The following is a 14,799-nucleotide window of genomic DNA, read 5'->3' as shown; positions in this document are numbered from 1 at the left end:
CGACTAAAGTCCTGTGATTTCTGGTTAAATATGCGCAGATTTCACTGCATTTCACCCGGTTAATTGAACGAAGTTCCCACGATCAGGTACACCGCGTCCAGGTTTTTCTCGGTAAGTCCATAGGCCAGCATAATCGGCCCTACAGGCGAGTCGATACCGGCAAAGACTGAAGCGGCATTATATAACGGCGCTTTGTTCAGTTTCAGATCATTATCTGACCACACCCCGCCATGTTCTAATGATGCGCCCAGATAAACCGGGGCGTTAAACAGGCCGAAATCGTTATCAAACCATTTGTAGCGATAGACCAAACTGGTAAAAAACAGGTTCTGGCCAATCAGGCTGTTTCTTGGGATACCGGATAAATTGAGGAATCCGCCCAGCTCCCTCGGATCGAGTGGCAACGAGGAGTTTTTGCTTTCCACGAAACTGTATTCCACTTGTCCGACTAAAGTATGACGCTGATAACTGGCTGCACCTTTTATATGCGCGGCAATTTCATACACCGTATCTTCCTGGACATCTTCGACATCCGTGTATGTGAGCCCATCCGGGCTTCTGTCGTGAGACACCAGGTAATCCAGCCCGACCAACAGACCCCGGGTAGGGAAGGCAAAATTATCCAGGGTATCAAGCCGGTAACTGGCGAACAGCCCTAAGCGATCAAACTCGGCCGTACCGGCAGATGCCAAGGTCGTATACTCTACTTGGCCTTCGGAATAACGTCCGCCGAGGCGCAGTTCCTGCCATAAGGTAGGCTGGTAACCCAGCGCCAGTTCGGTGACAAACTCACCGTAGGAGACCGGCAGGTAGTCATTCACCGAACCAATATCCGGCTTATCAAAATCGGTTAGCGGGGCGTTGCGGCGTTCATCACTGATAGCCAACCGGGCAGCAGTAAACACCTTCTGACTGGACAGCACCGGCGAATAGAGCTCGGTTTCGATCAACTTATCGGTCCCCATTTCGACGTTAAACGCAAGCTCGGCACCATGCTGGTTGAGATTGGTAAAATTGGTCGACACCCCCACCCCGTACTGGCTGTCAGTATTAAAGTCATCCTCAAGGAAAAAGCGGAAATTAAGGTAATTCGGCCCCCAGGACTTCTCATGGACATTGACCACCAACTGGTTCAGCCCATCAACTTGCTCATACTGGTAGGTGATCAGTTCAAACCGGTCTAAGGCGTACAGGTTTTCTACCGCTTGCTCTATCTCTTCTGTGCTCAGCGCGCTTCCAGCTTCCAGGGCAAGGCGGTTCATCAGCAAGACATCACTATAGTGGGTGTCATTATTGATCACCACTTGGTCGACCACACGCTCATCACCATAGCGCAGTTGCTTGCGTGCCTGTTGTTTGTGCTCGATGTACTCCTGGTAGTCAGCGTCGGACAGCGCCAACCCCTCCAGGCGTGGCTGCATACTTTTGGCAATCTCGTAACCGGCAAGATAGGCCTCCGGCATTTTGCCAAATTCAACCGTTTCCATTTTGCCGACGTTAGGGCGTAAATAGACATCTCTGTCGCCCATCACCTGCGCCTGCTCCTGGGTGCTGCGACGCACCAGATAATTAGACAGCTGATCAGCGACTGTCAGCAGGCCGGTAAACTCTTCGGCCGTTTTATAGTCGGTGCTGATGTCCACCGCAATAACAATATTCGCACCCAGAGAGCGGGCCAGATCCACCGGCATATTGTTGACCACCCCACCGTCCACCAGCATGTGGCCATTGAGGTGATATGGCGGCAGCGCTCCGGGAACCGACATACTCGCCATCATCGCGTCCACCAGATAACCGTTATCAATCACGACCTCTTCCAGCTCCAGAATGTCGGTCGCCACTGAGCGGTAAGGGATCGCCAACTGATCAAAACTGTCAAACCGGCCAAGGTTGCCCGTGGTTTCCCGCAAAATACGCAACATATTCTGCCCCTGCACCACACCGGTCGGCGCGCGAATCTGCCCCCAGCGCAGTCCTAAATCGGTGGTGATTTGATAACGGTCTTCAAACTCTTTATCCCGGACCCGGCGTTGGCTGCGATCGACCCGATCACGATAGCCGCTGTTCCAGTCGATGCTGTAAATGAAGCTCTCAATTTCATCGGCGCTCATCCCTGTGGCATATAAGCCTCCGACGTATGCGCCCATACTGGTCCCGGTAATGATATCGATCGGAACCTGCATCTCTTCCAGCGCTTTCAATACCCCGATATGTGCCGCGCCCTTGGCACCACCACCAGCCAGTACTACAGCAACTTTGTCTCGTGGTTGCGTCGCCGCCAGGCAGGCAGACGCCAGCATAGCGCTGACCAGCCAGGCCAGGGCATAGCGGACAACTCCCTTAGCGGGGTTGATTGTGATGATTGTTCGCATCCCGGTCGTGGCCCCTTATTCTGTTAATGGATTCTTTTTACTAAGAAACCCCTCACTTAACAAGTCAGCAATACAAAATTTTCCAATCCTTACCAGTCAAATAGTCGATTTAACCAGTTGGACTGCTTTTGACACTGTTGCTTAACCTGCCCGGTTTGATCCCATACCGGTAACTTGTGCTCACTGCGGCAGTTGATTTGCAATGCCCCTTTGGCGGTCACATCAAAGCCGATGGTCGTGACCTCTTTAGGCCATGGCAGTTCAAGCCTTTCAGGTATGCGTGCCTCAAGGTACTGCGCGTAGACGCGCAACGCCCCACTGGCTCCGGTCAGGTGAATGGGCTTGTTGTCGTCCCGGCCAAGCCAGATGGTGGTCACTTCACGCCCGTCAATACCGACAAACCAGCTATCGCGGGTATCATTGCTGGTACCGGTTTTACCCGCAAGTGCAGCCCAGGCAAAGCGGTTCTGCAGATACCGGCCCGTACCCAGTGCAACCCCTTGTTTCATGGCATAAGTCGTCAACCAGGCTGCCTGCTCATCCACAACTCGAGAGGCGCGAGGCAGAGACTGGTACAACACATTGCCCTGCAGGTCGACCACCGAGCGCAGAGCCGTAAGCGGGGCGCGCTTACCAGAGTTGCTCAGGGTCTGATACATTTGCGCCACTTCAAACGGGGTTAACGAAAAAGCCCCCAAAAACATCGACGGCAATGGCCGTATCTCATTTTTGTCGATCCCCAGCTTCTCAAGAGTGGCCGATACTTGTGGGATCCCCAGTTGCATCCCCAAACGAACCGTCGGCACATTAAGCGACTTGGCCAGGGCGAGGTAAAGCGGTACGTCGCCACGGTATTTGCGATCATAATTACGAGGCGTCCAGACTGAGCCTTTGCTGCCCTTAAGGCTTAATGGTGTGTCGGATAAGGTCGTGGCTAAATTGTATTTATCTGGTTGCTCAAGTGCGGTCAGATAAACCGCTGGCTTAACCAAAGAGCCGATTGGGCGGCTGGCATTCAGGGCGCGATTAAAGCCGTCATAACCAACCCGCTTCCCGCCAACCATCGCGCGCACCTCACCACTGTGGCGGTCGACCGCCACGGCCGCCGCTTCCAGTTCATTACCGGCCCGCTTCTCCAGTTCAGGCAGCTTTTTCGCAATCGCTTGTTCAAGCTTGTTTTGTGAAACCGGGTCAAGTGAAGTAAACACTCGTAACCCCGCCTCAGCAACAAAGCGGTCACCCACTTTATCGTTCAGCTCTCTGCTTAACTGCTGGAAATAAGCTGGCTGACGGCTGGCGATCTTCGGCTTGGCCTGAATATCCAGCGGGCGGCTGGCCGCTTGTTCATACTGACTGGCCGTTAGCATGCCTTGCTGCATCAACAAACGCAGCACCAGATCTCGCCGCTGCTTGGTACGTTCCGGGAATCGCTGCGGATGGTAATATGACGGGCCTTTTACCATGCCGACTAACATCGCAAGCTGGTCAATACGCAGCTCCTGAACAGGCTGGCCAAAGTAATAGCGTGAAGCCAGGCCAAACCCGTGGATCGCTTCACCACCACTTTGGCCGAGATAAACCTCGTTCAGGTAAGCTTCCAGAATACGGTCTTTACTGTAGCGGTAATCTAAGATCAGCGCGATATAAGCCTCACGAACTTTGCGCCACAAGGTTTTATCACGGGTTAAGAATAAGTTTTTCGCCAACTGCTGGGTCAAAGTACTGCCACCCTGCACAGTCCGCCCCGCCTTGATGTTCGCCACCAGCGCCCGGGCAATCGCCAATGGCGCCACGCCGTCGTGCTGGTAGAAATCGCGGTCTTCAGTCGCCAGCAGCGCATCGACCAGGATCTCGGGAAACTGCTCGCGCCGCACGAACAAACGCTGTTCGCTCTGATCTTTTTCCAGCATACCCAACATCTTGGGCTCAATGCGCAGGTAGCCTAAATCCCCGTTTGACGCCAGTGACTCAATCCGGCGTAGGCCAGCCTCACCGAAGTGCAGCATTACATGTCGATCCGGCTCCGGGCCGTCGGTGAACTCAAACGGCCGGCGGATCAGTTCAATTTTGCTCGAGGATGAAGAGTATTCCCCCGGGTAACGCGGCTGGCTGACTTTACGGTAATTCAGCACGTCCAGCTCGTTACGCAGCTCTTGAATCGTTATGTTGTCGCCCGGGCTTAAGTTGAGAATGCGCGCGTACACCACGGTCGGCAACTCAAACAGCTGACCATCAAAACGATCTCGCACCACGCTGTCGAGGTAAATCCCTAAGAAGACTAACAACGCCACGCCGACCAGAACCAGCTTACAGCATAATAACCAGAGCGTTTTAAACCATGATTTGTTCCTTACGGCGCCTTTTTTTGGCCGTGGTGACTTGCGTGTTGGTTTCTGTCTGGGTGAACCCGCTTTGCGGGTGCTGGTTTTTTTGGCCTTAGTCTTATTCGCGGAAGGGGTCTTAGATGTCATTGAGTTAACTATCGATTGATTATTGCTACATGGTGGGTGGAATGACTAAGCCAAACCGACTCCATTTTGTCAGGTTGTATCAGGAATTGACAGTACTAATTGCAGGTCACCAAGGGGCAGCTTGGTGACCGCAGCCGCAATGAAAAACTGGCGCACGTCAGAGGGGGGAGACCGGCCTCGCTGTTGACAGGTGAAGCAATTAAAGGCACCCCAGGGATCCCATCACCCCCTGCTGAGCAACCTTACACTTAAATCCGGCTTATCTACTTGTTTTTTTTACCGAACCGGGGCAGGAATCACACCCGCCGCCACAGGGATTACCCGTCTTGAACAGCTTGCGGTAAATAAAGTATCCGGCCCCTAAAACAGCGCCGGCAACAATGACGATATCGTAAAAATTACTATTCGGATCGTACATGCTCTCACCTCACATTTTTAACCGGAATTTCATCAGGCAACTTCTTGCGGCCGAGCTGGTCTTTAAAGCCCAATAGTAGCAACACGCCCAGACCGGTAAAGTAAACCAGTGACATGACCTCGATACCTTGCAAGTTGAAACGAGTACCAAGCGAGTAAACCATGGTTGCGACAGTAAAGCCGATCAGTGTTGGTAAGACTATCGAAAGCATCATCCACTTATACTCCCCAGACTGAACCTTAATCATCATCACCGTAGCCAGGCAAGGCGGATAGAGGATAAAGAACAGGATCAATGCCACCGCCGCGATCTCGCCGTGCGCTGCCAGCTCAGAGGAGCGGCTCATCCGCTCTTCCAGTTTTTGGTTGCTGCCTTCATCCGGCTGGAACAGCACTCCTAACGTGGCCACACTGCTTTCACGGGCCGCAAAAGAGGAAAAGAGTGCAACGTTGATTTTCCAGTCAAACCCGGCCAGCTGAGTGACCGGTTCTAACCAGCGACCGAAACTCCCCAGCAAAGAAGCTTCTAAACGTGATTCTTTCATTTCCCTGCGGATCTTTTTACGCTCTGACGCCAGCTTTCTCAATGCACGGTTGACGGTTCTGGCCGACTTGTCCCCTTTCGGTGGGGCAACCACGGTATAGAAGTCACGATTTCTGGCTTTAAACTTGTCACCAACCCGTTGGGAAGCTTCCGCCCCTTTAGTGTTAAGTTTGGCTCTCTTAAAGTCCGTATAAAAATCCACCAACGCCGGCAGTGAGGTTTCATCATACTTGTCCGCATAAGCCGTTGTACTGATCGCTTGGTCAAACTTCACCACCGCCTGTTCGGCACGCAGCTTAAACCCGGCCTGCTGTTCTTCAGGGACTCCGGGGAACTGCAGTAACACAAAAATCACCGTTGATACCGCCAGCACTATGGTGCCCACTTTACGGATATACATCCAGGTGCGCTCTAATGAGCGCGTTACAACACTGCACACGGTCGGAATGTTATAACGCGGCAACTCCATAACAAACGGCGCGGTTTCGGTTTTACGTAACACTGTTTTGGTCAGAAGTTTGGCCACTAACAGGGCGGCGATAATACTGATGGTTGAGATGTAAAATGTCATCAGTGATTTTGATTCAACGAAGAAAATACTCAACAGCAGCGTGTAGAGCGGGATCTTCGCCAGACAGTTCATGTAAGGCACCGTCAGTATCGTCGCCAGCCTTGCCCGGTTATCCGGAATACCTTTGGTCGCCATCACCCCGGGCACCGCGCAGCCACCGGCAAAGACACCAGCTAAGATCATCGGCAGGGTACTCTGGCCATGCAGGCCAAATTTGTGCAACACCTTATCGGAGATAAACGCAATCCGGGCCATATAACCGGAATCTTCCAGTATGGCGATCAGCGCAAACGGGATCAGAAAAATGGGAATGTAGTTGAGCAGGGTGTTGGCCGAATCGACAATCCACAAGCCCAGCGAACGGACATAAGGATCATATAAAAAACCAGCCTCAGGCAGAAGGCCGGCAATGATCTCGCGCAGCGCTGCCAGATAAGGCCACCAGTAATTGGTCAACTCGTAACCGTAAACGATAGAGCTCTGGTAGATAACAAACACGGTGGCGATCAGGAAAAAAGGCGCAGCAAACTTGTTCAGTACCACCGCATCACAGCGTTGGGTAAAGTTTTTTTCTCAGGGTCACACCTGGCGAACTCAACACTCTGAGATAAAAGCCGCGTCACCATCAACTGACGCTGAGCAACAATATAGTCGTTAATTTCACTCCCGAGAGTTTGCTTAGCTTGATACTGTAATTGACGGATCAGACTGCTGATTTCATTCATTGATTGTGGATCCAGTACCAAACCAAGCCACTTGATTGCCTCTTGATCATTTTCCAGCAGGCACTGTTGCATTAACTCTATCCGCCGCTTCTCAGGCTCACTTTCAACTGATGTATACCCCGACCTCTCAGCTAGAGAAGCCAACCACCCTAGACATGAAATTAGTCTTTGGCCACCCGATGGAAAACGGCCATGCGATGGACATGGGTCAACCTGAAGAGTTCTTTGTTCAGTTTAAAGACAAGAAAACCGATTTACGCAAAGATCTGAAAAAGATCACCTGGGCAGGCCACGAGAACAAAGCGGATGCCTACCAGGTCGAATACAAAGTTCGCCGTAACGGTGACTACATCTTCGGCCTGGTTCCCGCTCCATACTACGAAGCGGGTGAAGACATCTATATCCAGCAAATCACCAAGCGCTACATTAATAAAGGCGGCCTTCCAACCGGTTGGGATACCCCGCTGGGCCTGAAAACGGAGATTGTACCTAAGAACAAACCTTACCAAGTGTTCGCTGGCAGCACCTTTACCGGCCAACTGCTTGCTGAAGGCAAGCCAAAAGCCGGGGTTGAGTGTGAAATTGAGTTCCTCAACACTGACGTGGATCCGAAAGCCAATGCATTTGGCCAAGACACCTACCGTGCCACACCAGCCTCAGCGATTGTCCGCCATTACCGATGAAAACGGGATGTTCATCTTTGGTGTCCCTGCAGCCGGTAAGTGGGGCTTTGCTTGTCTGGGGTCAGGTCCGGATACTGAGCTCCAGGGTAAAGAACTTTCACAAGACGCGGTACTTTGGATAGAGGCTCAAGAGCTGTAAATCCAACCTGCGGATAATTACTCAAATAACCACAAAGCTGGCCGTATGCCAGCTTTGTCTGTTTTAGGCTGGATAATAGCAATAAGCCAGGTAGCGTTAACCCTTGCTCGCTATCCGGCTTATTGCGGCTATCGATGATTCAACTGTCTTTTGGTTTTGGTTGTGGCAATGTGATTGGCAGGATCATCAGGCCAGACATGCTTGGGATAACGCCCTTTCATCTCTTTTTGCACCTCTCGGTAGCTGCCTTGCCAAAAGGCGGCCAGATCAGAGGTCACCTGAAGAGGACGCTGAGCAGGAGAAAGCAGTTCCAGCACCACGGGTTTGCGCCCTAATGCCACGGTAGGTGAACGGCTTTCACCAAACACTTCCTGCATGCGTACAGACAACACCGGCGCGTGACCAAACTGGTAACGAATGCGCTTTTTCGAGCCCGTCGGCAAGCGATACTCTTCAGGTAACCATTGGTCGATGTTTTGATTCAAAGGCCAGCCTAGCCGGGCGTTCAATGCCTCCACCAGGTTTACTTTAGCTAACTCTTTCACCGATGAAACCGAGCTCATATAAGGCTCTAACCACTCTTCTAGACTATTGAGCAAACTGGATTCATCAAAACTCGGCCACTCTTGTTCCGGCAGCCACTCTGCAGCGCAGCGTATCCGTTCCAGCAACCCGCACGCAGCCGGTGTCCAGTTTAAGGCTTGTAAGCCCTGGCGACGGACATAACTGAGTAACGCCTGGGCCATTTTATCTTTGCCCGGGCTGGGCAATGCTTCACGCTTAATCACCAATTGACCCAGCTTGAGCTGGCGTTCAGCAATCAGGCGGCCTCTGTTGTCATCCCAATCGACCATATCAAGCGAGGTAAAAAGCGCCTCGAAGGTATCTTGTAATGCGTGGATATCTAACTCACACGCCAGGTTAATTTGGCTTGAGTTCGAATGGGTACGCAGCAAATCCATGGCCACTAAATATTCACAATCGCCCAAAGTTTCTTCAGGGCGACACTCTGCTCCGTGACCATTAGCGAGGGTAAAACGGCCGTGCTGATTAACGCGTTGCTGGGCAATACGATCCGGGAAGGCCAAACTCAACACCAAAGATAAAGCATGCTCATCCGCCGCCGCCAGGCTGAATACCGAACCCAGTTTGGATGCCAACGTCTGGGCTCGTTTCAACAACATCGATTTTTTCGCGTGAGAGCCACTCACCCAGCGGTACAGACTGTGTGCGATGTTGCTAACATTCCGTTCGGGCTCTTCAAGAAGGGCGACCGCGGCCAGCGCCGTATGTAACAGCTTGTCGCTGTGGTGTTGGGACTGAACCAGCATCGCTGCCAAGCGAGGCTCAATACCCAGTTGATGCGCCAGTTTACCCTCTGGGGTTAACTGCCCCTGCGCGGTGAGCAGCCCGAGCGACACCAGCAGTTGCTTCGCCTGCGCTAATGCCGCCGGGGATGGGATGTTGAGCCACTTCAGCTCACTGATATCCCCGGCCCCCCAAAACGCCAGTTCCATCACCAGGCTGGCTAAGTCAGAGTACAAAATTTCCGGCTGCGGCACTTCTGGCTGTTGCTTAAACTGGCTTTCGGAATACAGCCGCACACACAGACCGGCTTCAATCCGCCCGGCCCGCCCGGCCCGCTGTACTGCCGAAGATTGGGCTATACGCACCTGCTCCAGGCGCGTTATGCCGGTTTTTAAATCGAAACGTGCAACCCGCTCCAAACCGGAGTCCACGACTATCCGAATCCCCTCAATGGTCAATGACGTTTCGGCAATATTGGTAGCTAACACCACTTTACGTTGGCCCGCTTTTGGCGCAGTGATCGCCCGCTGTTGCTCAGCAAAGCTAAGCTGGCCATACAGCGGGCAGATTTCGACATTACCCGGCAGTTGCGACAATCTTTCCGTGACCTGTTTTATTGCCGCAACCCCGGGCAAAAACGCCAGTAATGAGCCGGTCTCTTGCTGGAGCAGGCCTTCGATCTGTTTGGCCACCACTGCCGGCAAATGTTCGTTTACCCCTAGCGGGCGGTAACGCGTTTCCACCGCAAAACTGCGCCCTTGCGATTCAATATAAGTCGCTGCCGGCAGCATCGTTTTGAGCGCTTGGTCATCCAGCGTAGCGGACATGACGACCAACTTGAGATCGTCGCGCAACGCCTCCTGTACTTCCAGGCTGAACGCCAGTGCCGTGTCAGCGTGGATACTACGTTCGTGGAACTCATCAAAGATCAGTAAATCCACCCCGGCCAACTCCGGATCGTGCTGGATCATTCGGGTCATGATCCCCTCAGTGACGATCTCAAGACGCGTCTGGCTGCTGACTCTAGCCTCTCCCCGAACACGATAGCCGACCAGCTGGCCGACCGACTCGCCCAGCTGCTGGGCCAGATAACGGGCTATATTACGCGCTGCCAATCGCCGGGGCTCAAGCATAATGATCTTGCCCGGAATGACGTTATTCAATAACAGTTGTAATGGGAAGTGGGTAGATTTCCCCGCTCCGGGGGCCGCTTTCAGGATCACCTGGGGTTGAGTTCGGACCGCCACGAGCAACTCGGGCATCACGGCTTCAATCGGCAGTTGTGACAAAGGAAATACCTTGTGTTGTAATGATGGCACCATTGTACATAAAAACATTCCCGTCTAAATAAGCAAAATGCATTTCGAACCCGCTCTAGAGTCCGCCACTCTGCTCAAACGCTACAAACGCTTCCTGGCTGATATCCAACTGGCCAGCGGTGAAGTGCGCACCATACACTGCGCCAATACCGGCGCCATGACCGGCTGTGCTACCCCCGGCAACACGGTGTGGTATTCCACCTCCGACAATCCAAAACGCAAGTACCCCAACAGCTGGGAACTGAGTGAAACGCCGCTCGGCCAGCGCATTTGCGTTAACACCGCCCGCGCCAACCAACTGGCCGTCGAAGCGATTAAAAATAATGTGATCTCAGAGCTTTGTGGATATGACACAGTTCAAACTGAAGTCAAATATGGCAATGAAAATAGCCGAATTGATATCTTGCTCCGCGCAAGCAACAAACCTGCGTGTTATATAGAGGTAAAAAGTGTCACGCTCCTCGATGAAGCTTCGTCAGCGGGGCAAGGGTATTTTCCAGATGCGGTCACTACTCGTGGACAAAAGCACCTGCGAGAACTCACAGAAATGGCACAAAATGGAAGTAGAGCCATACTTTTATTCACTGTTTTACATTCGGGTATTGAAAAAGTCTCTGCGGCACACCATATAGACGCTCAATATTCAAAATTACTCAAACAAGCACAAGACGCAGGAGTGGAAGTTCTCTGTTATAAAGCTGAACTGAGCAATACTGAAATCAGACTCGTTTCTGCTATCGACTTTGTCAGTAAATAGCAAAAAAATGATGTCACCTTCACATTGGTGATAAGTTTGCAAATCAGTCATTGCCTGCACTGCCTCTTTTTGCTATAGATACCCGCCTTAATTCGACTGAGCCCCAGTTGACTAGGTGTAAGTAGGAGATGCTGTATGCCAGAATCAAAGAAAAAAGCGTTAGGCATCCTAGCCATTGCCGGTGTGGAGCCATATCAGGAAAAGCCTGGTGAAGAATACATGTCACCAGAGCAAATTGATCACTTTCAAAAGATTTTAGAAGCTTGGCGTAACCAGCTCATGGAAGAAGTTGACCGTACAGTGCATCATATGCAAGATGAAGCCGCAAACTTCCCGGATCCTGTAGACCGCGCTTCTCAAGAAGAAGAGTTCAGTCTTGAGTTACGCAACCGTGACCGTGAACGTCGCCTGATTAAAAAAATCGAAAAAACTCTCGATAAAATTAAGGACGATGATTTTGGTTTTTGTGAATCTTGTGGTGTTGAGATTGGCATCCGCCGTCTTGAAGCACGCCCGACAGCCGATCTTTGTATCGACTGTAAAACACTGGCCGAAATTAAAGAAAAGCAGATGCAAGGTTAACCAGGCATCATTAGGATTAAAAGGGAGCTGCGGCTCCCTTTTTGTTTTAACACCTCAAGTTAAGTGATACACCATGGCACGTTATGTTGGACGCTTTGCGCCATCGCCTTCCGGCCCATTACATTTTGGCTCTCTGGTTGCGGCATTAGGCAGCTATTTCCAGGCCAAAGCCAACCAAGGCCTCTGGCTGGTAAGGATGGAAGACCTCGATCCTCCCAGAGAAATGCCCGGCGCCGCAGACGCCATCCTGCGGGCACTGGAAGCCTATCAACTGCACTGGGATGGTGACGTGGTCTATCAGAGCCAGCGACATCACCTTTATCAGGCCAGGATCGACCAGTGGCTTACTGAAGGCGCAGCCTATTACTGCCAGTGCACCCGTAAGCAAATCAAAGCACACGGGGGGTTCTACCCTGGAATATGTCGTGATTTAAGCTTGACCGAAGGCGCGATCCGGCTAAAAATGACCCATCCGGTCGCCAGTTTCACCGATCAGAAGCATGGCCGAATCCAGATACCACCAGCGCTGGTGGATGAAGATTTTATTATCAAGCGCCGTGATGGCTTATTCGCATATAATCTTGCCGTGGTCCTGGACGATATTGATCAGGGGATCACTGAAGTCGTTCGCGGCGCCGATTTAATTGAGCCAACAGGCCGCCAAATCAGCCTGTACCGTGCATTAAATCAACCAGAAGTCAGCTACTTACACTTACCGTTAGCGATGGACATCAATGGCAATAAGCTGTCTAAACAGAACCGTGCCACCGCCATTGATATTGATAATCCAAAGCCGACACTGCTGCGTGCCATGGCATTCTTAGGCTTTGAAATTAGCGCTGAGGTAGCCGGGGCAGAAATTCATGAAATACTGCGCTGGGGGTGTGAAAATTGGCACTTAGAGCAGCTTCCCGCACAGTTCGAGATCACAGCGTGATTCTCAAATGCCACCATGTAAGCTATTATTAGCCGCAAATTTAGCCCTGAGGGCTGAGAAAACTAACCAAAGCAAGATTGGATTAAACCCAGTTATTGCCAGATGCACATGAATACAAACGACTATACACCCAGCGGTTCGGAACACTATCCAGAACTCGCGCTCAATGTCATTACTCGTGAAGAGCACAACATTTCGCGCAAGCAAATCAGTGACAATGCGCTCAAGGTGCTGTACCGGCTGCATAGTGCCGGTTTCAATGCTTTTCTCGTCGGCGGTGGGGTTCGAGACTTACTCTTGGGACAAAAACCCAAAGACTTCGATATTGCGACCAATGCCACGCCTGAACAGATCAAGCATTTGTTCAAAAACTGCCGCTTGATTGGCCGTCGCTTTCGCCTTGCCCACATTATGTTTGGCCGCGACATTATTGAAGTCGCCACATTCCGCGGCCACCATCAGGAACAGAAAAATAAGAACATCTCCCAGCAGTCAAAACAAGGCATGCTGTTGCGCGACAACGTATATGGAAGCATCGACGAAGATGCCGAGCGTCGCGACTTTACCATCAATTCGATGTACTACAATATCGCCGACTACTCGATCCACGATTATGCGCGCGGGATTGAAGATCTCGAAGATCGTTTAATTCGTTTAATTGGTGACCCTGAGACCCGTTACCGTGAAGATCCGGTCCGCATGCTGCGCGCGATCCGTTTTGCGGTGAAACTCGACTTTGACATCGAAGAAGACACCGCTGCGCCAATCGAGCACATGGCACCGCTGCTGCAAGAGATCCCATCAGCACGGCTTTTTGAAGAATCGCTCAAACTGTTGCAATCCGGTAATGGTTTGGAAACCTACCACCTGCTGCGCGAGTACAACCTGTTTCAACAGATGTTTCCAGCGATTGCGGAGTTTTTAACCGAAGATTACTCGTCACTCACCGAGCAGATGCTGGATTTAGTGTTAGACTCCACCGACATGCGCATCGAAGACGGCAAGCGCATCAATCCGGCGTTTATGTTCGCCGCCATGTTGTGGTACCCGCTGTGTGACCTGGCGGACAAGCTGATGGAGCAACGCAACCTCTGTCACTATGACGCGGTCATGGAAGCCAGCAACATCATCTTAGATGAACAAGTACGTAGTATTGCCATTCCACGCCGCCACACCGCGACCATTCGTGAAATCTGGCAGTTGCAGCTACGACTGCCGCGGCGTAACGGCAAACGCGCACTCCGCTTAATGGAACTGAATAAGTTCCGCGCTGGTTTTGATTTCCTCGAAATGCGCGGCGAAGTTGAAGGTGGTGAGACCGAGAAACTTGCCAAATGGTGGGAAACTTTCCAAAATGCCGGTCGGGAAATGCGCCATGCGATGGTCAATGACTTAGATGGTGTTCCGTCAAAACCGGGCCAGCGCCGCCGTAAGCCTTCGCGCAAAAGAAAGAGCAAGGCAAAATCATGATTACCGCGTACATCGCCGTCGGCAGCAACCTGGCCAACCCGGTCCAGCAAGCTATACAGGCCATTGCAACATTAAAATCGTTGCCTGAATGCGAATTTGTCGCCGCATCATCGCTGTACAGCAGTACACCAATGGGGCCACAGAACCAGCCCGATTACATCAATGCGGTGGTGGCGATACAAACCAGATTGACGCCACTTGAACTGCTCGACTGCACTCAAGCCATCGAACAGGAACAAGGGCGTGTCCGTAAAGAAGAACGCTGGGGGCCAAGAACCTTGGATCTCGACATCATTCTTTATGGCAATGAGGTGATCGATTCCGAAAGATTAACCATTCCCCATTATGGAATGAGAGAACGTGAGTTCGTGCTCTACCCTCTTGCGGAAATCGCACCAAGTTTACAACTCCCGGATGGGACAGAGCTGAGCGCGCTACTGGAAAAAGTAGATCGCAACGGTCTCAATATTTGGCAGTCATAGCCAACTCCTGGTAAGGAAAAAC

General features: G+C 51.8%; 13 protein-coding genes. 7 read left to right on the top strand and 6 right to left on the bottom strand.

All coding sequences use genetic code 11. The features are described from left to right. Positions 1 to 59 precede the first annotated feature (59 nt). The 5 genes from P2G85_RS10955 to P2G85_RS10935 all read right to left on the bottom strand — a co-directional run bounded on the left by P2G85_RS10955 (position 60) and on the right by P2G85_RS10935 (position 7,172). Positions 60 to 2,300 carry a patatin-like phospholipase family protein gene (locus P2G85_RS10955; protein WP_275864142.1) on the bottom strand — a complete coding sequence of 747 codons (2,241 nt, stop codon included), beginning with the start codon at positions 2,298 to 2,300 and terminating at the stop codon, positions 60 to 62. 161 nt (positions 2,301 to 2,461) lie between these two features. After that, positions 2,462 to 4,843 (bottom strand): penicillin-binding protein 1B, encoded by a 2,382-nt coding sequence (gene mrcB / locus P2G85_RS10950; RefSeq protein WP_275864119.1) that lies wholly within the window; start codon positions 4,841 to 4,843, stop codon positions 2,462 to 2,464. 259 nt (positions 4,844 to 5,102) lie between these two features. After that, positions 5,103 to 5,261, bottom strand: a complete 159-nt coding sequence (locus tag P2G85_RS10945) for a FeoB-associated Cys-rich membrane protein (RefSeq protein ID WP_275864118.1) — start codon at positions 5,259 to 5,261, stop codon at positions 5,103 to 5,105. 4 nt (positions 5,262 to 5,265) lie between these two features. Beyond that, the gene (locus P2G85_RS10940) at positions 5,266 to 6,918 is read right to left on the bottom strand and encodes a nucleoside recognition domain-containing protein (protein WP_275864117.1); all 1,653 of its coding nucleotides are present in this window, start codon (positions 6,916 to 6,918) and stop codon (positions 5,266 to 5,268) included. Next, the gene (locus P2G85_RS10935; RefSeq protein ID WP_275864116.1) at positions 6,909 to 7,172 is read right to left on the bottom strand and encodes a hypothetical protein; all 264 of its coding nucleotides are present in this window, start codon (positions 7,170 to 7,172) and stop codon (positions 6,909 to 6,911) included. Before P2G85_RS10935 ends, P2G85_RS10940 begins: the two co-directional genes overlap by 10 nt. Before the next feature lie 38 nt (positions 7,173 to 7,210). On the opposite strand from P2G85_RS10935, the gene P2G85_RS10930 reads away from it, so the two are divergent. Both P2G85_RS10930 and P2G85_RS10925 read left to right on the top strand, forming a co-directional pair. Beyond that, positions 7,211 to 7,783: a DUF4198 domain-containing protein gene (locus tag P2G85_RS10930; RefSeq protein ID WP_275864115.1), complete on the top strand. Its 573-nt coding sequence runs from the start codon at positions 7,211 to 7,213 to the stop codon at positions 7,781 to 7,783. Then, a complete protein-coding gene (locus tag P2G85_RS10925) occupies positions 7,743 to 7,922 on the top strand; it encodes a hypothetical protein (RefSeq protein WP_275864144.1) in 180 nt (59 codons plus the stop codon). The genes P2G85_RS10930 and P2G85_RS10925 overlap by 41 nt, the downstream gene beginning before the upstream one ends. A gap of 128 nt (positions 7,923 to 8,050) precedes the next feature. On the opposite strand, the gene hrpB is transcribed toward P2G85_RS10925, so the two are convergent. Continuing rightward, positions 8,051 to 10,519, bottom strand: coding sequence for an ATP-dependent helicase HrpB (gene hrpB, locus P2G85_RS10920; protein ID WP_275864114.1), 2,469 nt, complete (start codon positions 10,517 to 10,519; stop codon positions 8,051 to 8,053). Between the two features lie 67 nt (positions 10,520 to 10,586). Here hrpB and sfsA point away from each other — a divergent pair, with 67 nt between their 5' ends. The 5 genes from sfsA to folK all read left to right on the top strand — a co-directional run bounded on the left by sfsA (position 10,587) and on the right by folK (position 14,777). Then, positions 10,587 to 11,306 (top strand): DNA/RNA nuclease SfsA, encoded by a 720-nt coding sequence (gene sfsA, locus P2G85_RS10915; protein ID WP_275864113.1) that lies wholly within the window; start codon positions 10,587 to 10,589, stop codon positions 11,304 to 11,306. A gap of 135 nt (positions 11,307 to 11,441) precedes the next feature. Beyond that, a complete protein-coding gene (gene dksA, locus P2G85_RS10910; RefSeq protein WP_275864112.1) occupies positions 11,442 to 11,888 on the top strand; it encodes an RNA polymerase-binding protein DksA in 447 nt (148 codons plus the stop codon). 73 nt (positions 11,889 to 11,961) lie between these two features. Continuing rightward, positions 11,962 to 12,825 carry a tRNA glutamyl-Q(34) synthetase GluQRS gene (gene gluQRS / locus P2G85_RS10905; RefSeq protein ID WP_275864111.1) on the top strand — a complete coding sequence of 288 codons (864 nt, stop codon included), beginning with the start codon at positions 11,962 to 11,964 and terminating at the stop codon, positions 12,823 to 12,825. Positions 12,826 to 12,927: 102 nt separating this feature from the next. Next, on the top strand, positions 12,928 to 14,295 hold the full coding sequence (gene pcnB, locus P2G85_RS10900; RefSeq protein WP_275864110.1) for a polynucleotide adenylyltransferase PcnB: 1,368 nt from the start codon (positions 12,928 to 12,930) through the stop codon (positions 14,293 to 14,295). Further along, on the top strand, positions 14,292 to 14,777 hold the full coding sequence (gene folK / locus P2G85_RS10895) for a 2-amino-4-hydroxy-6-hydroxymethyldihydropteridine diphosphokinase (RefSeq protein ID WP_275864109.1): 486 nt from the start codon (positions 14,292 to 14,294) through the stop codon (positions 14,775 to 14,777). Before pcnB ends, folK begins: the two co-directional genes overlap by 4 nt. Positions 14,778 to 14,799: the final 22 nt, after the last annotated feature.

The organism is Vibrio sp. CAU 1672, assembly GCF_029223195.1.
Classification (GTDB): domain Bacteria; phylum Pseudomonadota; class Gammaproteobacteria; order Enterobacterales; family Vibrionaceae; genus Vibrio.
Note: the sequence above shows the minus strand (reverse complement) of the source record. Positions and strands in the feature narration are given on the sequence as shown.